General features: G+C 57.5%; 22 protein-coding genes and 4 pseudogenes. 15 read left to right on the forward strand and 11 right to left on the reverse strand.

Annotation, left to right across the window (positions count from 1 at the left end):
- Window positions 1-3: 3 nt before the first annotated feature.
- From rnk to cyaY, 3 genes are all read right to left on the reverse strand, one after another.
- The gene (rnk, locus tag GTQ41_RS26825; protein ID WP_041071993.1) at window positions 4-423 is read right to left on the reverse strand and encodes a nucleoside diphosphate kinase regulator; all 420 of its coding nucleotides are present in this window, start codon (window positions 421-423) and stop codon (window positions 4-6) included.
- A 228-nt stretch (window positions 424-651) separates the two neighbouring features.
- The gene (locus GTQ41_RS26830; protein ID WP_047297259.1) at window positions 652-870 is read right to left on the reverse strand and encodes a DUF1289 domain-containing protein; all 219 of its coding nucleotides are present in this window, start codon (window positions 868-870) and stop codon (window positions 652-654) included.
- A 2-nt stretch (window positions 871-872) separates the two neighbouring features.
- Entirely contained in the window at window positions 873-1,199 is a 327-nt protein-coding gene (gene cyaY, locus GTQ41_RS26835) for an iron donor protein CyaY (RefSeq protein WP_041071991.1), read from the reverse strand.
- Between the two features lie 224 nt (window positions 1,200-1,423).
- Between cyaY and GTQ41_RS26840 the strand changes: the two genes are divergently transcribed.
- The 6 genes from GTQ41_RS26840 to GTQ41_RS26865 are packed head-to-tail and all read left to right on the forward strand — an operon-like array spanning window position 1,424 to window position 6,033.
- Entirely contained in the window at window positions 1,424-1,597 is a 174-nt protein-coding gene (locus tag GTQ41_RS26840; RefSeq protein ID WP_007911098.1) for a lipoprotein, read from the forward strand.
- Between the two features lie 9 nt (window positions 1,598-1,606).
- Window positions 1,607-2,854, forward strand: a complete 1,248-nt coding sequence (gene lysA / locus GTQ41_RS26845) for a diaminopimelate decarboxylase (protein ID WP_047297260.1) — start codon at window positions 1,607-1,609, stop codon at window positions 2,852-2,854.
- 3 nt (window positions 2,855-2,857) lie between these two features.
- Window positions 2,858-3,688, forward strand: coding sequence for a diaminopimelate epimerase (dapF, locus tag GTQ41_RS26850; protein WP_041071988.1), 831 nt, complete (start codon window positions 2,858-2,860; stop codon window positions 3,686-3,688).
- A gap of 13 nt (window positions 3,689-3,701) precedes the next feature.
- Window positions 3,702-4,427 carry a DUF484 family protein gene (locus GTQ41_RS26855; protein ID WP_041071987.1) on the forward strand — a complete coding sequence of 242 codons (726 nt, stop codon included), beginning with the start codon at window positions 3,702-3,704 and terminating at the stop codon, window positions 4,425-4,427.
- A gap of 2 nt (window positions 4,428-4,429) precedes the next feature.
- Entirely contained in the window at window positions 4,430-5,329 is a 900-nt protein-coding gene (xerC, locus tag GTQ41_RS26860) for a tyrosine recombinase XerC (RefSeq protein ID WP_047297261.1), read from the forward strand.
- The gene (locus tag GTQ41_RS26865; RefSeq protein WP_047297262.1) at window positions 5,326-6,033 is read left to right on the forward strand and encodes an HAD family hydrolase; all 708 of its coding nucleotides are present in this window, start codon (window positions 5,326-5,328) and stop codon (window positions 6,031-6,033) included. Before xerC ends, GTQ41_RS26865 begins: the two co-directional genes overlap by 4 nt.
- 251 nt (window positions 6,034-6,284) lie before the next feature.
- Here the strand turns inward: GTQ41_RS26865 and sutA are convergent, their stop codons facing one another.
- The 4 genes from sutA to glnK all read right to left on the reverse strand — a co-directional run bounded on the left by sutA (window position 6,285) and on the right by glnK (window position 9,069).
- Window positions 6,285-6,611, reverse strand: a complete 327-nt coding sequence (gene sutA, locus GTQ41_RS26870; RefSeq protein WP_007951900.1) for a transcriptional regulator SutA — start codon at window positions 6,609-6,611, stop codon at window positions 6,285-6,287.
- Between the two features lie 102 nt (window positions 6,612-6,713).
- The gene (locus GTQ41_RS26875) at window positions 6,714-7,139 is read right to left on the reverse strand and encodes a secondary thiamine-phosphate synthase enzyme YjbQ (RefSeq protein WP_003229414.1); all 426 of its coding nucleotides are present in this window, start codon (window positions 7,137-7,139) and stop codon (window positions 6,714-6,716) included.
- 216 nt (window positions 7,140-7,355) lie between these two features.
- On the reverse strand, window positions 7,356-8,693 hold the full coding sequence (locus GTQ41_RS26880) for an ammonium transporter (RefSeq protein ID WP_027610437.1): 1,338 nt from the start codon (window positions 8,691-8,693) through the stop codon (window positions 7,356-7,358).
- Between the two features lie 37 nt (window positions 8,694-8,730).
- Window positions 8,731-9,069, reverse strand: a complete 339-nt coding sequence (glnK, locus tag GTQ41_RS26885; protein ID WP_002555808.1) for a P-II family nitrogen regulator — start codon at window positions 9,067-9,069, stop codon at window positions 8,731-8,733.
- Between the two features lie 413 nt (window positions 9,070-9,482).
- On the opposite strand from glnK, the gene GTQ41_RS26890 reads away from it, so the two are divergent.
- Both GTQ41_RS26890 and GTQ41_RS26895 read left to right on the forward strand, forming a co-directional pair.
- Entirely contained in the window at window positions 9,483-9,743 is a 261-nt protein-coding gene (locus GTQ41_RS26890; protein WP_041071977.1) for an accessory factor UbiK family protein, read from the forward strand.
- Between the two features lie 783 nt (window positions 9,744-10,526).
- A pseudogene (locus tag GTQ41_RS26895) lies at window positions 10,527-11,493 on the forward strand (YifB family Mg chelatase-like AAA ATPase); the annotation flags it as partial.
- A 607-nt stretch (window positions 11,494-12,100) separates the two neighbouring features.
- Here GTQ41_RS26895 and GTQ41_RS26900 read toward each other — a convergent pair.
- Window positions 12,101-12,322, reverse strand: coding sequence for a helix-turn-helix domain-containing protein (locus tag GTQ41_RS26900; RefSeq protein ID WP_131670701.1), 222 nt, complete (start codon window positions 12,320-12,322; stop codon window positions 12,101-12,103).
- Between the two features lie 103 nt (window positions 12,323-12,425).
- Between GTQ41_RS26900 and GTQ41_RS26905 the strand changes: the two genes are divergently transcribed.
- From GTQ41_RS26905 to GTQ41_RS26920, 4 genes are all read left to right on the forward strand, one after another.
- Window positions 12,426-13,016 carry a hypothetical protein gene (locus GTQ41_RS26905; RefSeq protein ID WP_131670702.1) on the forward strand — a complete coding sequence of 197 codons (591 nt, stop codon included), beginning with the start codon at window positions 12,426-12,428 and terminating at the stop codon, window positions 13,014-13,016.
- Entirely contained in the window at window positions 13,013-14,413 is a 1,401-nt protein-coding gene (locus GTQ41_RS26910; protein WP_131670703.1) for a DEAD/DEAH box helicase, read from the forward strand. Before GTQ41_RS26905 ends, GTQ41_RS26910 begins: the two co-directional genes overlap by 4 nt.
- A gap of 141 nt (window positions 14,414-14,554) precedes the next feature.
- On the forward strand, window positions 14,555-14,959 hold the full coding sequence (locus tag GTQ41_RS26915) for a hypothetical protein (protein WP_131670704.1): 405 nt from the start codon (window positions 14,555-14,557) through the stop codon (window positions 14,957-14,959).
- Between the two features lie 1,040 nt (window positions 14,960-15,999).
- On the forward strand, window positions 16,000-16,740 hold the full coding sequence (locus GTQ41_RS26920; RefSeq protein ID WP_217325388.1) for a hypothetical protein: 741 nt from the start codon (window positions 16,000-16,002) through the stop codon (window positions 16,738-16,740).
- Between the two features lie 728 nt (window positions 16,741-17,468).
- Here the strand turns inward: GTQ41_RS26920 and GTQ41_RS26925 are convergent.
- Window positions 17,469-17,672 carry a hypothetical protein gene (locus tag GTQ41_RS26925; RefSeq protein WP_131670706.1) on the reverse strand — a complete coding sequence of 68 codons (204 nt, stop codon included), beginning with the start codon at window positions 17,670-17,672 and terminating at the stop codon, window positions 17,469-17,471.
- 148 nt (window positions 17,673-17,820) lie between these two features.
- Here GTQ41_RS26925 and GTQ41_RS26930 point away from each other — a divergent pair, with 148 nt between their 5' ends.
- Window positions 17,821-18,036 (forward strand): hypothetical protein, encoded by a 216-nt coding sequence (locus GTQ41_RS26930; RefSeq protein ID WP_131670707.1) that lies wholly within the window; start codon window positions 17,821-17,823, stop codon window positions 18,034-18,036.
- A 176-nt stretch (window positions 18,037-18,212) separates the two neighbouring features.
- A pseudogene (locus GTQ41_RS26935) lies at window positions 18,213-19,303 on the forward strand (IS630 family transposase).
- 475 nt (window positions 19,304-19,778) lie between these two features.
- On the opposite strand, the gene GTQ41_RS28845 reads toward GTQ41_RS26935, so the two are convergent.
- A complete protein-coding gene (locus tag GTQ41_RS28845) occupies window positions 19,779-20,111 on the reverse strand; it encodes a potassium channel family protein (protein ID WP_367997143.1) in 333 nt (110 codons plus the stop codon).
- Between the two features lie 1,673 nt (window positions 20,112-21,784).
- Between GTQ41_RS28845 and GTQ41_RS28735 the strand changes: the two are divergent.
- A pseudogene (locus tag GTQ41_RS28735) lies at window positions 21,785-22,213 on the forward strand (TerB N-terminal domain-containing protein); the annotation flags it as partial.
- A 3-nt stretch (window positions 22,214-22,216) separates the two neighbouring features.
- Here GTQ41_RS28735 and GTQ41_RS26950 read toward each other — a convergent pair.
- Window positions 22,217-22,732: pseudogene (locus tag GTQ41_RS26950) on the reverse strand (acyloxyacyl hydrolase); the annotation flags it as partial.
- Window positions 22,733-22,827: the final 95 nt, after the last annotated feature.

A 22,827-nucleotide genomic window follows, 5' to 3' on the forward strand; every position in this document is an offset into this window, starting at 1 on the left:
GGGTCACTCGCGGAAATCACCGCCGTTGGCCGGTTGCGACTCGACTTCCAGCAAAGTCAGTTTCAGGGTCTTGCCACCCGGCGCGGGCCAGTCGATGTGCTGACCGACCTTCAGGCCCAGCAGCGCGCTGCCGACCGGTGCGAGGATCGAGATCTTGCCTTCGTCAGCATTGGCATCCTTGGGATAGACCAGCGTCAGGTGATAATCCTTGCCGCTGCCTTCTTCGCGGCAGTGCACGCGTGAATTCATCGTCACGACATCAGCGGGCACTTCATCGTGGCCGACCAGTGTATCGGCGCGGTCCAGTTCGGTTTGCAGCGCGATCACGCCCGGCGCAGCCTGGTCTTTCTCGTTCAGGTTGTCGATCAGGCGCTCCAGACGTTGTACGTCCAGACGGGTAAGGGTGATGGAAGGTGCGGTCATGATCCGGGCAGACTCCTTTCTTCTGCACACAAAAAAAGCAAAACCCCGCCAAAAAAGACGGGGTTTTCACCAGGCCTCGATGGGTTGAGGCGTGTTCGGACACTATCACAGCTCAAAAAATATACAAGCCACCCACCCGGCACCCCGCTAACCCTGTAGGAGCTGCCGCAGGCTGCGATCTTTGCTTTTAAAGGAGCAAGATCAAAAGATCGCAGCCTGCGGCAGCTCCTACAGGGAGGTGGTTCTGCGCCTGGCGGCCTGGGCAACAATCACCCGGCGGCGTTGATCGTCCGCCGAACGCCATTCACGAATGTCTTCGACATGGCGGAAGCAGCCAAGGCAAACCTTCTGCTCATCCAGCCGGCACACGCCGCTGCACGGTGACGGCACCGCCGGGCTGACGTTGCTGTAGAGCGGCTTGGGTGGGCGTGGGGCAACCTCGGTCACGATCAGATCTCTTCGAAGTCCAGCTCGAGGCCGGTCTGGTCCTGAACGCAACGAGCCAGTACTTCACCGAGCAGTTCTTCAGACTTCTCGCAGCTCCATTTGCCCGACTCTTCGTCGTAGTCGAAATGGAATCCACCGGAACGCGCCGCCAGCCACAGCTGACGCAGCGGCTCCTGGCGACTGATGATCAACTGGCTGCCGTTATCGAACTTGATGGTCATCATGCCGGCCGTGATCTCGATATCGTCGGCATGATCCTCCAGCAACTCTTCCAACGCCTGCTGGGTGGCATCGACCAGATCGTGGAAACGCGCTTCGGACAAACTCATTGTGGCAACCTCAAAAAATGTCGGGTCAGGCTCAAGCGCCGCAAGATACGGACGCTGCCGGCCGATTGCAAAGATTAACGACCAAGCACCATTTCCCATCCAGCGCTCCCGCAGGAATTGCCAGTATCCAGAGAGCCCCGCCGGACGGGAACCCCCTCGCATAGGCAAGCTGCCGGGTGGCCGGTATACTCCGGCGCAATTAACGCATTTTCAAGGATTTCGCCATGAAGCGCCTGATCTCTTCCCTTGCTGCGCTCGTCGCGGTTGCCTGCCTCGTTTCGGCCTGTGGTCAAAAAGGCCCGCTGTACCTGCCGGATGACGATCAGGACCCGGCCGAGCAAGCCCAGTCTTCGCAAAAGCAGCCGTCCAAAGCACACAAGCACGACGTTTACCAATAAGGGATCGCCATGGACGCTTTTAACTACCGTGGCGGGGAGCTGTTCGCGGAAGGTGTGGCGCTGTCCGCCATCGCCGACCGCTTCGGCACGCCCACCTATGTCTACTCGCGTGCGCACATCGAAGCCCAGTATCTGGCCTACGCCGATGCGCTGGCCGGCATGCCGCACCTGGTCTGCTACGCGGTCAAGGCCAACTCCAACCTCGGCGTGCTGAATGTCCTGGCCCGTCTCGGCGCCGGTTTCGACATCGTTTCCCGTGGCGAACTGGAGCGTGTGCTGGCCGCTGGCGGCAGTGCCGACAAGATCGTCTTCTCCGGCGTCGGCAAGACCCGTGACGACATGCGTCGCGCCCTGGAAGTCGGCGTGCACTGCTTCAACGTCGAATCCACCGACGAGCTGGAGCGCCTGCAAGTGGTGGCTGCCGAACTGGGCGTTCGCGCGCCGATCTCGTTGCGCGTCAACCCGGACGTCGATGCCGGCACCCACCCGTACATTTCCACTGGTCTCAAAGAGAACAAGTTCGGCATCGCCATTGCCGACGCCGAAGACGTGTACGTGCGTGCGGCGCACCTGCCGAACCTGGAAGTGATCGGTGTCGACTGCCACATCGGCTCGCAACTGACCAGCCTGCCACCGTTCCTCGATGCCCTCGACCGTCTGCTCGATCTGGTCGATCGCCTCGGCGATTGCGGCATCCACCTGCGCCACATCGATCTCGGTGGCGGCCTGGGCGTGCGTTATCGCGATGAAGAGCCGCCACTGGCCGGCGACTACATCAAGGCTGTGCGCGAGCGTTTGAATGGTCGTGATCTGGCATTGGTGTTCGAGCCGGGCCGCTTCATCGTCGCCAACGCCGGCGTGCTGCTGACCCAGGTCGAATACCTCAAGCACACCGAACACAAGGATTTCGCCATCGTCGACGCGGCGATGAACGATCTGATCCGCCCGGCGCTGTATCAGGCCTGGATGGACGTCACCGCCGTCAAACCGCGTGACTCCGCTGCGCGCAAATACGACATCGTCGGCCCGATCTGCGAAACCGGCGATTTCCTCGCCAAGGATCGTGAGCTGGCGCTGGAAGAAGGCGACCTGCTGGCCGTGCATTCGGCCGGTGCCTATGGCTTCGTGATGAGTTCCAACTACAACACCCGCGGCCGTGCCGCTGAAGTGCTGGTAGACGGTGATCAGGTTTTGGAAGTGCGCCGCCGCGAAACCGTGGCTGAGCTGTTTGCCGGCGAAAGCCTGCTGCCGGAGTAACCCATGCTGCTGCGTTTTACCAAAATGCACGGCCTGGGCAATGACTTCATGGTTCTCGACCTGGTCAGCCAGCACGCGCATATTCAGCCCAAGCACGCCAAGCAATGGGGCGACCGGCACACCGGTATCGGTTTCGACCAGTTGCTGATTGTCGAAGCGCCGAGCAACCCGGACGTGGATTTCCGTTATCGGATCTTCAACTCCGATGGCTCGGAAGTGGAACAGTGCGGCAACGGTGCGCGCTGCTTCGCGCGCTTCGTGCTCGACAAACGCCTGACCGCCAAACGGCAAATTCGCGTCGAGACCAAGGGCGGCATCATCGAGCTGGATGTGCGTAACGACGGCCAGATCGGCGTGAACATGGGCGCACCACGCCTGGTGCCGGCGGACATTCCGTTCGACGCACCGGCGCAGGCGTCCAGCTATCAGCTGGAAGTCGACGGCACCACGGTCGAACTGGCCGCCGTGTCGATGGGTAACCCCCATGCGGTGCTGCGCGTGCAGGACATCAATACCGCACCGGTGCATGAACTGGGACCGAAAATCGAACACCATCCGCGCTTTCCGGCACGGGTCAACGTCGGTTTCATCCAGGTCATCGACCGCCACCGCGCGCAATTGCGCGTCTGGGAACGCGGCGCCGGGGAGACCCAGGCCTGCGGTACCGGCGCTTGTGCCGCGGCTGTCGCGGCTATCAGCCAGGGGTGGATGGATTCGCCGCTGTTGATCGACCTGCCCGGCGGGCGTCTGTCCATTGAATGGGCAGGCCCCGGCCATCCGGTGCTGATGACCGGCCCGGCAGTGCGTGTATACGAAGGACAAGTGCGTCTTTGAGTGAGCAGAAGCCATGACCGATAAGCCTCAGGTACCCGCCCGACAGTCCGACGAATCAGCGTCCGAGAGCCTGGAGGCGGCAGCGGTTGCCGCATACCTGGAGGCTCATCCGGACTTCTTCGTCGAGCACGAAGAACTGCTGCCCGCCCTGCGCATTCCCCACCAGCGCGGTGACACCGTATCGCTGGTCGAACGGCAGATGAGCATTTTGCGCGACCGCAACATCGAGATGCGTCATCGCCTCTCGCATTTGATGGACGTCGCCCGCGACAATGACCGGCTGTTCGACAAGACCCGTCGCCTGATTCTGTCGCTGATGGACGCCGCCAGCCTCGAAGACGTGGTGATCAGTGTCGAAGACAGTCTGCGTCAGGATTTCCAGGTGCCTTTTGTCAGCCTGATCCTGCTCGGCGACAATCCGGCCTCGGTTGGCCGCTGGGTGACCCACGCCGACGCGCAAACCGCCATCGGCGGCCTGCTCACCGAAGGCAAAAGCGTCAGCGGTAGCCTGCGTGAGCATGAGTTGGACTTCCTGTTCGGCGAAGAACAGCGCAAGCAGATCGGCTCCACCGCCGTGGTCGCCGTCAGCCACCAAGGCATCCACGGTATTCTGGCCATCGCCAGCCGCGATCCGCAGCACTACAAGAGTTCGGTCGGCACGCTGTTTCTCAGCTACATCGCCGAAGTCATGGGCCGCGTGCTGCCACGGGTCAACAGCTCCCTGCGCTCGGTACGCTGAACATGGAACGACAACTGGACGCTTACTGCGAACACCTGCGCAGTGAGCGACAGGTGTCGCCGCACACCCTGTCGGCCTACCGCCGCGACCTCGATAAAGTCCTCGGCTGGTGCATCAAGCAGAACATCGGCAGTTGGGCGGCGCTGGATATTCAGCGTCTGCGCAGCCTGATTGCCCGGCTGCATGCTCAGGGACAATCGTCACGCAGTCTTGCCCGATTGCTTTCGGCAGTGCGCGGGCTCTATCACTACCTCAATCGCGAAGGTCTGTGCGAACACGACCCGGCCACCGGCCTGGCGCCGCCGAAAGGCGAACGGCGCTTGCCGAAAACCCTCGACACCGACCGTGCGCTGCAACTGCTGGAAGGTGCGGTCGAGGACGATTTTCTCGCCCGTCGCGATCAAGCGATTCTCGAACTGTTCTACTCCTCGGGCCTGCGCCTGTCCGAACTGACCGGGCTCAACCTCGATCAGCTGGATCTGGCCGACGGCATGGTTCAGGTGCTCGGCAAGGGCAGCAAGACCCGCCTGCTGCCGGTCGGCAAAAAGGCTCGCGAAGCACTGGAGCAATGGCTGCCGCTGCGGGCCATGACCAACCCGGCCGACGACGCCGTGTTCGTCAGCCAGCAAGGCCGGCGCCTCGGCCCTCGGGCGATTCAGGTGCGAGTGAAACTGGCCGGCGAACGTGAACTGGGGCAGAACCTGCACCCGCACATGCTGCGGCACTCCTTCGCCAGCCACTTGCTGGAATCCTCGCAGGACCTGCGCGCGGTGCAGGAACTGCTCGGCCACTCGGACATCAAGACCACGCAGATCTACACCCACCTGGACTTCCAGCACCTGGCGGCGGTCTACGACAGCGCCCACCCCCGGGCCAAACGCAGCAAAGGCGACGATTCATGAACATCCAGTTGATCACCTTCGACCTCGACGACACTCTGTGGGACACCGCGCCGGTGATCGTCAGCGCCGAAGCGGTATTGCGCGAATGGCTGAGCGAACACGCACCGAACCTGGGCGCGGTGCCGGTGGAGCATCTGTGGGCGATTCGCGAACGGGTGCTGAACCGCGAACCGGGCCTCAAGCACCGCATCAGCGCGCTGCGCCGGCGGGTGCTGTTCCACGCACTGGAAGACGCCGGGTACGCCCACGGCGAGGCTTCGGATCTGGCCGACAAAAGTTTTGAAGTGTTCCTGCAGGCACGGCACCAGATCTCGGTATTTCCCGAGGTCGAACCCACCCTGGAAATCCTCGCCAACCACTACGCTCTCGGCGTGGTCACTAATGGCAATGCCGACGTACGCCGCCTCGGGCTCGCCGATTACTTCAAGTTTGCGTTGTGCGCCGAAGACATCGGTATCGCCAAGCCGGATGCGCGGCTGTTCCACGAGGCGTTGCAGCGCGGTGGCGTGAGTGCGGAAGCAGCCGTGCACATTGGCGATCATCCGGGCGACGACATTGCCGGGGCGCAGCAGGCGGGCATGCGCGCGATCTGGTTCAACCCGGCGGGCAAGGTCTGGGAAGCGGAGCGGCTGCCGGATGCCGAGATTCGTAGCCTGACTGATTTGCCAGCAGTTCTCGCACGTTGGAATGCCACCGTCTGCTGACCCACAACCGCTTTTTTGTGGTGAGGGGATTTATCCCCGATCGGTTGCGCAGCAGCCGTGAAGTCATCTTGCGCGGTGTGTCAGGACTGTGGGGCGTGCTGCATCATGGGCCGCTTCGCGACCCATCGGGGATAAATCCCCTCACCACAAGGCTCACCCTGCAAGGGATCGCGGCGCGTCTGGAGTATTTGTTCCAGGCATGAAAAAGCCCGCAGCGACGGCGGGCTTTTTCAGCAAGCAAGTGGCACGCCTCAGATAGGGCGGCTGCCGTACTTGTTGTCCGGCTTCTTGGGCGGATCGGCGACCACGTTGGCCTCCACTTCCTGCACCTTGCCGCCGCGCGCAAGGAATTCTTCCATGGCCTTGGCCAAGGCGTCGCGCTCCTTGTTCTTGGCTTCGATGCTCGGCAACTCGTCGACCGACACCGCAGCCTTGGCTTTGCCTTTGGCAGCCGGGGCCGGCGTATCGTCACCGCCATCGTCTTCAGCAACGTCTTCCGCTGCTGCTTCCAGACCGTCCTCGGCCTCGTCTTCGTCGCCTACTTCGAGGTCGTCGTTTTCCAGATCATCGTCGCTCATGTTCTACCTCATGACTTGCGAAAAGCAGATTAGTTATAGACCAGCTTTGGCGACTGTCGAAAGTCGCCGGAAAAAAATCGGTAACCGCTGGTGACCAGCGGTTTACGCCCCTTCACCGTGCAAGGTGGCGAGGACTTTACGGGCACCGCCATGATCACGGTGCTCGCCCAGATAAACGCCTTGCCAGGTTCCCAGAGCCAGACGTCCCGCCGATACCGGCAGACTGATCTGGCAGCCAAGCACGCTGGCCTTGAAGTGCGCCGGGAGGTCGTCCAGGCCTTCGTCGTTATGCTCATAGCCGTCTGTTCCTTGTGGGATCAGACGATTGAAAAATCGTTCGAAGTCGCGACGGACCGCCGGATCGGCGTTCTCGTTGATGGTCAACGACGCCGAGGTATGCTGCAGCCACAAATGCAACAGACCGACCCGGCACGCCTTGAGTTCAGGCAGGCCGGCGAGTAACTCGTCCGTTACCAGATGAAAGCCCCGGGGCCGTGCCCGCAGGGTTATCAGAGTCTGTTGCCACATACAGTTCTCCGCACGTTCGGGGCGCATTCTAGCGCGCTCTGGGAAAAAACAAAGGCCCTAATATTCCTGCAATGATGTAAGCCATTGGCCGCAGAAAAATGCCCATCGTAAACACGACGAAAGCCGTACGAAAAATCCTTTCAGTTGCTCTCTCAATGACAAATCCCGGACAAAAAAATGCCCGGCAAGCCGGGCAAGTTTTTTCGATGCGCGTACTTACAGGTTGTAGCCGCGTTCGTTGTGTTGTGCCAGGTCCAGGCCAACCGATTCTTCTTCCTCGGTCACACGCAGACCCATCACGGCGTCCAGCACCTTGAGGATGATGAAGGTGACAATCGCGGTGTAGATCACTGTGAAGCCGACGCCTTTGCACTGAATCCACACTTGCGCCGCGATGTCGGTCACGGTGCCGAAGCCGCCCAGCGACGGTGCAGCGAATACACCGGTCAGGATCGCACCGAGGATACCGCCGATACCGTGCACGCCGAATGCGTCCAGGGAGTCGTCATAACCAAGCTTGCGTTTCAGGGTGGTGGCGCAGAAGAAGCACACCACACCCGCCGCCAGACCGATCACCAGTGCGCCCATCGGGCCCACGGTGCCAGCAGCCGGGGTGATTGCCACCAGACCGGCAACCACACCCGAGGCGATGCCCAGCGCACTTGGCTTGCCGTGGGTGATCCACTCGGCAAACATCCAGCCCAGCGCAGCCGCAGCGGTTGCAATCTGAGTAACCAGCATCGCCATGCCGGCAGTGCCGTTGGCCGCTGCAGCGGAACCGGCGTTGAAACCGAACCAGCCGACCCACAGCATCGCCGCGCCCATCAGGGTGTAACCGAGGTTGTGCGGCGCCATCGGGGTAGTCGGGAAGCCTTTACGCTTGCCCAAGACCAGGCAGGCGATCAGACCGGCCACACCGGCGTTGATGTGCACCACCGTGCCACCCGCGAAGTCGAGTACACCCCAGTCCCACATCAGGCCGCCGTTACCGGACCAGACCATGTGCGCGATCGGTGCATAGACCAGGGTGAACCAGATGCCCATGAAGATCAGCATCGCGGAAAACTTCATCCGCTCGGCGAACGCACCGACGATCAGCGCCGGGGTAATGATCGCGAAGGTCATCTGGAAGGTGATGAACACCGCCTCAGGGAACAGCGCCGCCGGGCCGGTCAGGCTCGAAGGCGTGACACCGGCGAGGAACGCCTTGCCCATGCCGCCGAAGAACGAGTTGAAGTTGACGACGCCCTGCTCCATGCCGGTGGTGTCGAACGCAATGCTGTAGCCATAAATGACCCACAGGATGCTGATCAGACCGGTAATGGCGAAGCATTGCATCATCACGGAAAGAATGTTTTTCGAGCGGACCATGCCGCCGTAGAACAGCGCCAGGCCCGGGATGGTCATGAACAGCACGAGGGCTGTCGAGGTGAGCATCCAGGCGGTATCGCCGGAATTGAGGACCGGGGCCGCCACTTCGTCTGCCGCCATTGCAAGGCCGGGCATTACGATGGACAACAGGGCTCCTAGCCCTGCGAATTTACGCAGAGTCATATTGTTTTCTCCTGGGGCGTTGGGTTTGTGGCGGCGCTTAGATCGCGTCGGTATCGGTTTCGCCGGTACGGATGCGAATCGCCTGTTCCAGATTGACCACGAAGATCTTGCCGTCACCGATCTTGCCGGTGTTGGCCGCTTTGGTTATCGCCTCGATAACCCGATCCAGATCCTTGTCGTCGATGGCCACGTCGATTTTCACCTTGGGCAGAAAATCGACCACATATTCCGCGCCGCGATACAGCTCGGTGTGACCCTTCTGCCGGCCGAAGCCTTTGACTTCAGTAACGGTAATGCCCTGCACGCCGATTTCGGACAGCGACTCGCGCACGTCGTCCAACTTGAACGGCTTGATGATGGCAGTGACTAGCTTCATGAAACTCTCTCCCGAATTGGTGGACTTGCCCCAGGAAAACAAACCCGACTCAAGTCTAAGCGCAGTGCCTGGCTTTGTAACGCATCGTCGGCCTTGCCTGCCCGACTGACGCCAGCTAACCGCTGCCGGCGAAACTCCCCGCTCCGCCTGCCGCACTGCATTCGTCACAGCGACTGCATCAGTGCATGGGTCACTACCGACTAAGCAGAAAGCTTGCCATCTCTCCAAATTCCTCTGATTTCAATCCTTTGGCCGCTGCCACAGGCGTTTGCACGAAAAACGCCCGACGGTTACGCACAACAACGGTGCGTTGCCGTCCGTCCGCTTGCGCGAAAAGCGTGCATCCGTGCCTGCGTCAATGACTATAGACACTGCGTGATACACTGCGCACCACTGTTTACAGGACACATCCCATGCTCGCGCCCAAAGACTTCCTCGACGCCCTGAGCGGCACTGCCTCCCGCCTGTTCAGCGGCGACACCCCGCTGCCAAAAGCCGAAATCGAAAGCCAGTTCAAGATGCTGCTGCAAAGTGCTTTCAGCAAACTGGATCTGGTGAGCCGTGAAGAATTCGATAGCCAGATGGTCGTCCTGGCTCGAACTCGCGCCCGCCTTGAAAGCCTTGAAGCCAAAGTCGCAGAACTGGAAGCCAGGCTGACGCCGCCGGCCGAGTAAGACTGCAGCCGCCGGGCCGAGACGCCTTCAAGTTTGCGAATAGACATCAAACCGCCCCCGCCGAGGCAGGAGCGGTTTCCGTCAGATCAATCCTCTACAACGAATTATTCCAACGGTCTCGCAGAAACTCGTACAGGCGAAAAGCCCATAACGCGATTCTGACGAGGCGCCACCTATGTTTAAGAAACTTGGACATACTTTGGCCCTCCTTGCGTGGGGCCAAACCTCCGATGCACTTTCCGGCGTACGAACATCTTCGGGACTACACACGAGTGTGTCCGCCAAGGCGGCCGGGTGTGGGTTCCCCAAAAACAGCACCGGCACGGGTCTCATACCGTGTCGAGGAACATGAAATCTTTAGCTCCCGACCACACTTCACGAAAACTCGAGGAGTGGGCATCGTCGCCGGGGATGTTATGCCGGTAGTTCGAAGGGGACTTAAACAAGTTGTATCAAGTGATTAAGCAATGTTTCACACCTTAATGAGTCAATCATTTCAAGGTGATATTGACTTTGGACAAATGATGTCGGTGCTTGCGTCAACGTGAAAACGTGCATAACCTGCACATACACGAGTGTGTCCGCAAAGGATACGCAGGCCTTGGCCTCACCGAAGCCTGCAAACTGAAAACCGTCTACTCAAGGCGGTTTTTTTTCGCCTCGAAATTGGTTGACCTCCTCCCGCAACATCCAGTGAAAGTTCGCGCGCGCCAGCTCCCCTTTCCCCGACTACCCTTCAAAAACCCGCAGGAAGCGGCCCCCGATTCAGCTCAAGGAACGACCATGTCCCTGTCCATCGTCCACAGTCGCGCCCAGATAGGCGTGGATGCACCCGCCGTTACCGTCGAAGTTCATCTGGCCAACGGCCTGCCGTCGCTGACCATGGTCGGCCTGCCCGAGGCGGCGGTGAAGGAGAGCAAGGATCGGGTGCGCAGCGCGATCATCAATTCCGGGCTGCAGTTTCCGGCGCGGCGGATCACCCTGAATCTGGCGCCGGCGGATTTGCCCAAGGACGGCGGGCGGTTCGATCTGGCGATTGCCTTGGGGATTCTGTCGGCAAGTGTGCAGGTGCCGTGTCTCACGCTGGATGAGGTGGAATGCCTCGGTGAACTGGCGCTGTCCGGCGCGGTGCGGCCGGTGCGCGGGGTGTTGCCAGCGGCGCTGGCGGCGCGCAAGGCCGGGCGGGCCCTGGTGGTGCCGCGGGCGAATGCCGAGGAGGCCTGTCTGGCTTCTGGCCTGAAAGTGTTTGCGGTGGATCATCTGCTGGAAGCCGTGGCGCATTTCAACGGACATACTCCGGTCGAGCCTTATGTCTCGGACGGGCTGATCCACGCGGCGAAACCTTATCCCGACCTCAACGAAGTGCAAGGGCAGATGGCCGCCAAACGGGCGCTGCTGATTGCCGCGGCAGGCGCGCACAACCTGTTGTTCAGCGGGCCGCCGGGCACTGGCAAAACGTTATTGGCGAGTCGCCTGCCAGGCCTGCTGCCGCCCCTGTCCGAGTGCGAAGCGCTGGAAGTGGCGGCGATTCAATCGGTCGCCAGCGGCGTGCCGCTGACTCATTGGCCGCAGCGTCCATTCCGTCAACCGCACCATTCTGCATCGGGGCCGGCGCTGGTCGGTGGCAACTCGAAACCACAACCCGGCGAAATCACCCTCGCCCACCACGGCGTGCTGTTTCTCGACGAGCTCAGTGTTAGGTGAGCATGTCAACAGTGTCGACATAATCCTGTCTAACTTAGAATCTGGCTAGGTACGCTCAGCATCGATTCAGCCGGCAAAGCAGCGCCCCCGGCTGTTTCGCTCCTGGTCACCTCATACGAGCTTATGAGGTGACCAGGAATAAAAGCCTCTGTTAGCTAGTCCGAGGGGAGATAAAAATTAGCATACCCGTTGCGACATCGGGCAATTGTTGAAAAAACGGGAAATAACTGAGAGGGGCTCCTTCACAACTAGCCCCATTGCCTGGTGGATTCTCAACAAGCCAAATCGCAGAAGCAACTGACCCCACCTGCCCCCACTTCTCTTCGATAGTCATTGCAGGTTGTGCCCCCCCCCCGCGACTACAGGAGGTCGCTTTTTGGTCGCGTCGATCTCAGTGCACGTTTTTACACAGCCTGGGCCAGAAGCGGACATTGAAGCGACTAATACAGGGGCCACATATCGCAACTCACTGACGAGACCTAACCAAGGTGAGTTTGTTGAGCCGCTAGGTCTACCTGAATTGGATAACGAGACCAAAAGTCGGGCGTTTGTGTTAGCAGTTTTTAGGATGCTGATGGCGGCGAGAGGCTTGGGGAAATGTGAAAAACGGCGCTAGGGTCAGACCTTCTTGAGGCCGGTATTGCTCAGTCGGGTTAGATTTCTGACAGCTGAGGCAGAAGGCTTGAAGGGTCGCAGGCGAGCTCCCCTGCGATGCGGTATAGCTTCTCGACGGTGATGTTTACTTCGCCACGCTCGATCCGCCCCACATAGCTGCGGTCGATATTGCACGCCAGCGCCAGTGCATCCTGGGAAATCCGACAGGCTTTCCTCTGCATTCGGATGCGTTCCCCTAACGCTTTCGCCAACTTATCCATGACCGTCTCAATTCCACTGAGGCGGCACTATCGTGCGTTTGCGGACACACGAGCCACGGATTATAATCCGTATTTCTTTCGCATTAACTCTTCTGGTGCCTCAATGAAATCGGCCTCGTTTATCTTCGATAGGCGTCTGTATGAGCTGCTTCAGGAGGAAGGGCGCACAACGTTCACGACCCGTGAACTACGCGATGCCTATGCCAATCGCCTGGACGGCATGAATTTCCGTATCGCCGATGTACGCCGCTATGTGTATGAGCAGATCCGTCGATTACTGCGCATGGGGTGGGTCGTACTCGATAAAGATCTCCGTGTTCGAGGGCAGATCTACCACCTGCAGCCGATTCCGGCGCATTTGCAACTGGAGCTGATCGACAACGGGTTTGAGAACAGCCTCAAGACTGCCTGTGAGCCCGAGCAGATACTTGCAGTGCCAGAAAATGAGGCTTTACCGCTTAACTCTTCAGACCATACGGATCAGCACTTGGAAGCGCTTCACAAAGAAATTCGCTTGGATTTCCTGTCTTCAATGGGCGAGGCGGAGCGATTCAAGCTGCTTCTGGAGGATATGCCCCATTTGCGGGACAAGGTTGAAGGCGAGTACCTGGAGGCCAGAGATCGCAGTTCTCGCCTGCTCGGGCATCTTCGTGCCATCGAAAAGACCCTCAAGACGCTTGCTGCCCCCTTATGACCCGATTGCTACGGGACTGGCAATGCAGATGTATCACCAGGGCACTGGAGCACTTTAATGTCACGCCGCATTTCTTCTGCCAGGCAACACCGGGGGCTGGCAAGACGCGCATGGCTGCAGAACTGGCCAGCCGGCTGCTTGAGCAAAACAGGATCGACCTAGTGATGTGCTTCGCGCCATCCTGCCAGGTCGTTGAGGGCTTCCGTTCGACCTTTGCTGCGGTGCTTGGCAGGCGTCTCGACGGCCAGATAGGTGCCGTGGGTGCGGCATTCACCTACCAAGCCATGGAATACCGGGATGAGGGGTTCTGGCAGCTTCTTGATAACTACCGTGTGCTGGTGGTCTTTGATGAGATCCACCATTGCGCTGGCCATGATCCGCTGCTCAGCAACGCCTGGGGCCAGCAGATACTGCACCGGATACAGGATCGCGCTGCCTTCACGCTGGCCCTGTCTGGCACACCCTGGCGTTCGGACGATCGGGCCATTGCCCTGGCTCGCTACTCCTCGCCGGAGGGGCACTTGATCTGCGACTATCGTTATGGCCTGGAAGAGGCCATTGCAGACGGCGTGTGCCGATCCCCTCGCATTGTCCTGCTCGACAATCAGAAGGTGAAACTCACGGAAGAACTGGGCGCTGATAGCTCTGTGAAGCTGTTTCCCAGCATTCCCAAGCTCTTAGGGGAATCACCTGTCACCTACGAAGAATTGCTGCGCCATGACGATGTGATCTATCAGCTACTCGATCTTGGCTGCAGCAAGCTCAATGATCTTCGCCAGATCAAGCCGGATGCAGCCGGCTTGGTCGTTGCCACTGATATTGAGCACGCCCAGCAAATTGTCCAGGCCCTGGATGCTAGGGGTGAGGGTTGCCGCTTCGTGACCAACAAAACCCCTGATGCGCAACAGGTGATCAATGCGTTCAGGCAGGGTGCTTGCCGCTGGATTGTCGCCGTCGGAATGATCAGCGAAGGCACCGACATTCCACGCCTGCAAGTGTGCTGCTACCTCAGTCGCACCCGAACCGAACTGCATTACCGGCAAGTACTGGGGCGGATACTTCGGCGCACAGGTGAATCCGATGACCAGGCTTGGCTATTTATGCTGGCGGAAACGACGCTGCAGAGCTTTGCGGAGCGAATAGCGGATGACCTGCCTGATGACCTTGCGGTGCTGAACGAGGTGCAGATGCCAGGCCTTACCCCGGGTTCAAAGCCCGGTTTGATTGGAGTTGTTGGCAGCGTTGAAGGCCTGGATGATGGTATTGGTGGAGGGTTTGAGCTGGCTGACGGGGCAGAAGCTACGAACAATATTTCTCTTGGGGGCTTTGCAGCTGAGCCAAGCTATCAGGTGAACTTTTCTCAGCATTATAGGCAGCAGTTGTTGGCTTGTTTTTGATGCTGTGAGGCCTTAGCCAGAGTTGTGGCAGCGTGTGAATTGCGCGCGATCGTCCGCGTCATTGGCTAGGCAAATAATCGGAGGTAAGCATGGGGATCAAATCGCAGGCAACGGTAATTGTGGCTACAGGGGAGGCCGTAAATGGCAAACATAAGCATTGAAAAGATCAGTGATTTTCTATCAAAAGAAGGCGAAGCAATACATAGCGCCTGTGACGACGAGGCTGCTGGCATCGTGCTTGCTCAGGAGCTGTGCCAAGGAAAACCATACTGCTCAGTAAGGCAGTGGATTCTCGTCGATCTCGATATTTCAGATGACAAGAAAGCGTTGGTTACAGAGCAAGGTTTTCAGCCAGTCCTTCTCTATGCCCACACTGTAGTTACCGATAGTGCACGTCGCTTTTCACCAGGTGATTGGGTCAGGAGCACGCTCTTGGTCGATCAAAAGAGTAATTGTCTTTTTGAAACCAAAAATAGTGTTTACATCCTCCTGGGTGCAGGAAGCCGGAAGACAGCAGATCCAGCTATAGTGACCAGCATGTTTTAATGAGCTGCGAAGAGTTCGCCAGATGACGATGCCCCACGAGCGTTCGCGTGCAATTGTGCAGGCGCGGAGTTTCTGGAGGAGCTTTCACGGGATGCTTCTCAAAGCGAAGAAGTTCGGAGAGCCGCGATACACCGTCTCTGGCACTACCCAAGCATAAGTTAGGTACTGCTTCAGGGGCGGATTCAGGACGGGCTTGAGGCTAAGTATAGGTATCAGCCGTTTCTCAGTTCGAAGCTTGAATAACTCAGTTTCTTGGGATTTTTACAGGGGCCGGTGTTTGCCACATCAAAAAATCACTGCCTATTACGACCGGCAGTGGCCGACCGATCGCTGCCGGTCGTGACGGGCAACAATCGGCCAAAGGCGGACAAATCTTATCCGTCCTAAAATTGACGGCTTGCGTTGGAATCTAAAACTTGGCGCTACTCAAATCGAGGGGGCGTCGCCACGATAATCAAGACTGGCCCACAGATGTGCGCCGGCCTTTTTAATTACCTAGACTATCCTTGTCCGCTTCGGACTGATAAGACGAAAACACCACTCAAAGTGATATTCAGAGGGCACCTACCTTGAGCGCATTTGTTTTACTCGTAGCAGCAGCCCATGGCCTTGCCCCCGTTCTTGGTGGCGTTATAGGCAAATCCAGGAATGCGGTAATCATTGGCGCGGTTATTGGCGGCGTCATTGCCCTAGCAACTGGGAGCCCACGATACGCCCTGCCCGACCTGTTCGCAGTGGGTGTCGGCACCTGGCTGGCCCTTTCTCGATTCCCAAAGACTGATACAGACAGTGGCTCGGGAGCCAGCTAGGCCCTTTCCGGCGCCCACCGGCGGAATGACCTCCCAGGCCTCAAAAGGCTGGCGCCACGATGAATATCAGCGGTAGTATCTGTGACACGCGTTCATCGACGCGTGCTGCCCACCTATGGCTCACCTGGTTCGCCGGGACGATGAAGTTTCACCTTATGCGTTGATTCCTTGAGTTTGCGGAATTCAGCAGTGGGCACTGGATAAATCCGCTCTAACTTTTGGAGCACACGCATGACCCTCCCCCTGATTACTGCTACCGCTGTTGAGAAACTCAATCGCGAAGCGAAATCCCTTGTAAGAAGTTCAGACATCAGCCTCGCTCAGGCCCTAGACCTTGTCGCCCATAAAGCTGGCTACTCAAACTGGCACCAGCTTAAAGAGCTTCACAAGCAATCTGAACACTACAGAAATCTTCTGCCACCTCATCACCGTCAAAGGCTCACATGGGTCAGTTTTAAGGATCGATCCTCAAAGCAGGTCCATAGCGTAAATGAGCTATGTGAAGCCCTCGGAGGCGTAACCCCCTACTTCTTTCGTCTGCCGTGTGAACATGCATCACTTGGTAACCCTTGCCTATGCCAACTGGATCCGTTCGCAACAGCCGTCCAGGCCAATGTCAGGCTCGACATCGGAGATAAGTACGATCATTGGAACTACTTGTTCATGATTTACGAACCAGCACGTGATTTTCACCCGTATCAAAAACGCGTGGTCGCGGGTCTTGCGTCTGCGGCTCACTACCCCAATGAGCATCTGACCATTCCGGGCTCAAATACGGCCAACGATGATCGCAGCAATACGCTCAACCCCAACAACCCGGCCTTCAAGGCTACTGCGGATAACCACGCGAACCAACTCAATCCGAATAATTTCAGGTATGAGCTCAAGGACCATGGCCCAAAACGAGATGATGACGAAGAGGAGGACAACGGCCCGTACTTAGGCATCCCTCTTACCTGGGCTGAAATCTAAGAGCTGAGTTCTCATAGGATTGCGTTACCAGCACTCCGTGAAACGATGAGGTCTTTACGGATGCCGAGGACGCACCATGCGAATTGAGTTTGAGAATGGCGCGAATTTCATTACTGCCCGCCAGGACAACGGCATGGTAGAAATACGCTGCCAGTACCGTCTTACCAACTGCCACTAGACCGCGTCGCCGGATGCTTTCACGGAGCGCCACGGCGGCCCTGCAGCAACAGCCGAGTATCTCAAGCAGTGCTATCGCAGCCAGTAACAACCAATCTGTTCGAGGGATATGCCATGGATGCCTGGATCGCTCACCAGATCTTCATTCGCCGTTTCAATGCAGCCATGGCTTACCTTCTGGTCATTGGCACGCTCGTGACGTAGTTCTTTGCCGGGCCCAGACCAGTTGGAGCCTTGTTCCTCATCTTGCTGGTCGCCGGCGGTCTCTGTGTTTGCATGGCAAACGTGGCTCTGCAGCTCGGAACCCCGCCAGTCTCCGCCACTGACGAAGAAATCCGCCACGCCGCAGCAAGCGGCCCAGCCCAGCCTGGCTGATGCGCCTTGTGGCCAAGCTCGACTGTTGAGATGAAGCCATCAGCCTTGCCGCAGCTGAAAGTCTTCTCTTCGTTGCAATCGCATGGATCATCGGAAAAGAAAAACCCAGCTAGTGCTGGGCTTTTTAATTGGTGTGCTGGACAAGCAACACGTTGAATCGCGATGAGTATTCTCGATTAAGACCGAGATACTCGAATGGTCAAGGTAGGCAGGTTGTTGACGCAGAAGGCTGTTGTTGCATTTGCCATGAAATTTACAAATGTTTTAATAACCACTTTCTTCATACGCCCTTCTCCTTCTTGTCCAGGTTGTTGAGTTGCTTTTGGTGTGTCGATGAGTGCTTGCAGGTACCACATTAATATTGCCAGCACGATCAGCATCAACAACCCGCCTCCCCAAGAGCCGCATATGACGCAGCATATTGCTCTGGAGTCGAAGCAACTTTTGTTGCCAAGACGAGATATAACAATGGTATCACAAGGGCACTGAAAAAGTAAACTTGTCAACAGCTAAACGACTAGATTTAGAATGAAATTTAAACGGAGCCGCACCACAAGAGCGAGCACTGAAGCCCTGATCACCCGGATTGCAACCGATCTGGCGCAGCTGAAAGAGCTGCTCGACCAGCCCTGCCATCTTTCAAGAGTCAACAAGACTGGCATAGAGCTGTCACCGGAAAAACTCGAATCCAGACTTAGCGTCATTCTTGAGAACAACGCAGCTGTGGCACATCCCTGCCCTTAATTACGTTGAAACCAGTTTGCCCAGAATTCGCCTACTGCTACGCAAAATACCCAGAACATGAACAGAGGTGTCCGGACTTTTGTGAAATCGAGACTAGTGGACTGTCCGTAAAGTTCGTTTATCTATAAAGGAGTAACAAATATACTGTGCACCCCTCCTTTTTCGGCGTGAGTAACATGGCTCGACCAGCGGCTTCTTTTTGTTTAAAACCCACTGATGTTGAGACGCTGCAAAGCTGGTTGTGCATGGGATCTCTGCCTCAGAGCCTTGGTCAACGCGCCCGGATTCTGTTGCTGTTGGCTAGCGGCCTCACGCCCAAGCAGGTCAGCGATCGGTTGGAAATTTCGGCGCCAGTCGTATTCAAATGGCGCAAGCGTTATCAGGAAGCTGGCCTCGATGGGCTGAGCGACCTCCCGCGCAGCGGACATCCACGCAAGCTCGACGAGGCGAAGATTAAGGAAATCCTGACCCTGACGACCCAGCGTGTACCGCGTGAGGCGACTCACTGGAGCTTGCGGCTGATGGCCAAATACGTGGGCGTTACCGTCTGGCAAGTCGCCCAGGTATGGGCCGCCGCCGATCTCAAGCCTCACCGGCTGAAAACCTTCAAGATCAGCAACGACCCACACTTTGCTGACAAAGTGGTCGATGTGGTTGGGCTGTACCTGAACCCGCCTGGCAATGCACTGGTGCTGTCAGTTGACGAGAAAACCCAGATCCAAGCGCTGGATCGCACCCAGCCCATGCTGCCTCTCAAGCCGGGTCAGATCGAGCGCAGGACGCATGACTACAAGCGTCACGGTACGGCCAGTTTGTATGCCGCTTTCGACATCCTGACGGGCCAGGTCATTGGTCGCATCACCCAACGACACAGGGCCAAAGAGTTCCTTGAGTTCCTTCGGCAGATCGACCGCGCGACGCCTGCCGAGCTGGATCTGCATTTGATTCTGGACAACAGCTCGACTCACAAGACGGCCGCCGTCAGGGCGTGGCTGGAGAAGCATCCCCGCTTCAAGCTCCACTTCACGCCGACCAGCGCCTCATGGCTGAACGCCGTAGAGGGGTGGTTTGCTCAATTGGAAAGGCGGGCGCTGTATCGCGATGCGTTCAGCAGCGTGGCTGATCTGAAAGCGGCCATTCGCCGTTTTATCGAGGCCCATAATGAGCATTCGACAAGCCATTTCGCTGGAACAAAACGGCTGAATCCATCATCAGCTCTGTTAATCGCGCAAAGCTCACCGCAATCAAGAATAAGTTATTGAACTAACCAAACAGTCCACTAGGAGAACTAAACACGACGCACTGCTGACGTAAATCATCTTGTCTAGCACAGAGACGATGAATGTCCCCTTATGGCCCAGGCTGTGTAAAAACGCTGGCTCCTTTTTGAGGTCTGCGTTGCTACGTAAAATCTGCCCGCGCGTGGTTGGTCAGCAGCCCTGAAATTTGCATACGGACGCGTTTTTCGTTGCGATTCTGACTGTCAAACTCGCCTTAAAGCGTTTTCACACAGCCTGGGCCGGTAGCGGCCTGTCGTGAACGGCCGGAACAGATCCATTGCTGCCTGTTTGGACGGGTAGAAAACGGCCCGAGGCCGCCGGCCTGCTCTATAAATAAAGTCCCCCTTTTTGTCCGATGTTCAAACGCAGTCCGGGTGCGGTCTTGATCCGGCGCTGAAATCAAAATGCCATTTCAAGCCTCCTTGCTTTCCTGGTTCTGAAACGCGTCACTGAAAGCCGCCGCTAATATGCCGGTTGGCATGGCGACCACCCAATACCAGCAACCGCAGTAATACCGGCGAAAAAGCGGCCGGCAGCGCTTATTGGAGTGACGTCTCCGTAGCCAACCGTTGTCAGCGTGGCGACACTCCACCACAAGGCTCTCGGGATGCTGCCAAACGCTTCCGGTTGCTCAGCAGCTTCAAGCACGTAGAGGAAGGTGCTGGAGACCAGAAGCAGCATCAATGCGGCCATGCCACTCAGCATCAACTCGTAACGGCGCTTGGCGATGGCTTGCCACAGAAGCGTCCAGGCTTTTGTGAAGCGCCCAAGCTTCGACACCCTGAGAATTCGCACCAGTCTGGCCAGGCGCAAGTAGAAGGCGGTGCCGTCGAATACAGTCAGCAGCAAGGTAGTAGAGCAATGAGATCAATGATCGACCAGACGCTGAAAATGTATTTGAGCCGGCCATATTTGCCCGAGAACAGGGATTCATCGGAGCGATGTAGACCCTCAAGCAATACTCGATCAGAAAAACCCCAAACAGCAACCACTCTACTGCACTGAACATCTGATGGTAGGTTTCGGCTATAGGCTGCTCGGTTTCCAATACTGCCAGCAGCACCGCGCCGATAATCAGTATGCAGATGAAGCGGTTGAAACCTGATAAGCCATGGCTTCTGGCAGTTGCATCGACCTCAAGAAAAAGACGTTCCCTGATATTCATCGTGATGCTTCCCTATGTTGGCGATATGCATGGCAAAGACTTCTGACGGATTTTTCTCAGACACCGTCGGTCACTCGAAGTGACTATTTCGATGGATCATGGTGCGATTCCGTGCTCTCTTGGCTTATCAGCAATGATGGCATTATGAGGTCGCCCATGAAGCGTTTGGCTATTGGTTTTGCTCTACTGTTTGCCATCAACCTCCCTTCTCTGGCGGTCAGTTCCTCTAGCCATGGTATGTCACGAAACGGAACGGAGATTGTCGAGCACGGAGGTGGATGCCGCAAAAGCTCACCGCCAGGGCAGTGTTGTCATATGGATAACAAGGCCGGGAGTGTTCACTGTCATTGAGGCTGAGGCCCAGCACCGCATGCAGTCGACTGGCTGAGGGCTATGTGCCGACATGCCCAGAGGAGCGGCTATATCGGCAACGGGCAGGCCTCGCTCGGTCACTTACCTGACGGCTTCAGCCTTGACTTCTGGGGTGAATCGTTGGGTGCTCATAGACTTTCTCCTATGCTCAAAGCATAGGCCGGGGATGTCTACCGGGGCGGGGGTAGTCCAAGCATAGGCCGCTACCGGATCGGGGGTAGTCCAGTGCTTGCTGAGCGCCTCAAAAATGACTCACATTGAGGGCTCCAAACGACTTGGTACCAGAACGCGAACTGAAATCGCAGGCAAAAGTGATTCACGAGGCCATATCCCGAGGATCAAAGAGATTGGCTGATCAGCTCAAATTGCAGATACTGACAATAAGCCAGTATGGACTTAGAGGGGCAGTCAGATCTGATGGCACGGAAGCGAAGAAACAAATCTGAAATTTCCGGGGTAGCTATCCTTGGAGTTTTGTTTCTTGGGAGCGATTGCCTCCATCCCCAAAGAAGCCTGGATTGCTCTTGCTGGAGTCGGGGTGATCAGCTTCGGTATATGGCTGATTGTAAAGGCCTACAGCAACTCGTCCAGAACCCCGCCCGCGGTGACACATCAACAGCACCGCCCTCCATCTTCGACAAATCGGCCTAGAGCGGTAGAGGCTGATCCGAATCGGGTCCTAGTGTTCTCTCTGGACGAGGTCGAAATCCAAGATCAGGCCCATACAGGCAACACTCGGGAACTGGCACCTGCTGTGGAGGAGAAAGTCAGGCGGCGAGCGGACTCAGAATTTTTCACGGTCACCCTCGAGGTCTCGACACCATCCTCATATCGCCTGCCGAGTGCGCCGGTGACACTGATGGATGAAAATGTCCGATGGATTCCGGCCGGTGAATTCGTAGAGGTAGCCGGAGAAAAGATTCCTGGCGGCATGATCTATGTCGGTACAGGGCGAGTTGATCGTTATGCTGCACCCGAGCCGTCTTTGATCAACCCCAAACTCAAGGTTTCGCGTGGTGTTATCGACATCGCCGAGAGGCTGACTGGCTACTGGGCCAGTTACGACTCGATTTCACCCGAGGCGCGGCGCGCCTACTTGCAATGGCTGTCCAGTGGACGGAAAGCACCTCATGCCAATATCGGCTATGTATTCCTGTTCTTCTACGGCCTTGAGCGGCGTGTATTCGTTGATGCGAAGAGCGATCCTAATGTCGCTTCCGAAATCGCTGGCATCGCGTTGGAAGTCGAGCGCCTTCTCGCCATCTATGGGGGGAGCAGTTCATTCAGCAACTACGCCGGTCGGTTTCTCGCGTTTCTGCGCATGGTGAGACCCCGCCGAGACGTTATTTGGCACCGCCTCCGACAGCGGCATCGTGTAATGCAGCGCGTAGCTTTCTACACCGTCGTTGCTGCTGGCCAGGCCGGCGTTGGAATAGTGCGTCGCACGGATCCCGACTTCATGCCCGCCATTGAAGCGCAGGCCAAAACCGATGCGGTCTTCGAACTGCAAAGAGCCGCCGATGTTGTTGCTTTCATATTTGGTGTTGGAGAACGCTGCGACACCAATGCCCGCTTCAACATACGGCTTGACCGACTGACCGGCAAACTCGTAAACGAACACCGGCGAGAACGACAGGCTGTTGTTGCTGGAAGTCTTGTCACCCTCCCAATACGTGTAGGCACCGCTCCAGTAACCGGTCAGGCGACCGACGTCACTTTGCAGCCAGCTCTTGTCCCAATCGAAATTCATGCCGAGGCGATACGTCATTGTCGAATCGCTGGTCGCACCCACTGCAAACTCAACGCCTGCCGCTTGTGCGGTAATACTTTGCCCCATCAGTGCAGCCGCAATCGCGGCCAAGCAGAATAGTCGCTTCACTTTGAAACTTCCTTTTCCGGAACGATCGTTTGGTTTTTTAGTAAACCCAGCGGTATAGAAATCAGCGCTTGAGCAGAAGTTCAGCTGACTTTTTA

Origin of the sequence: Pseudomonas sp. AN-B15 (assembly GCF_019056475.1) — a bacterium.
GTDB lineage: Bacteria > Pseudomonadota > Gammaproteobacteria > Pseudomonadales > Pseudomonadaceae > Aquipseudomonas > Aquipseudomonas parakoreensis.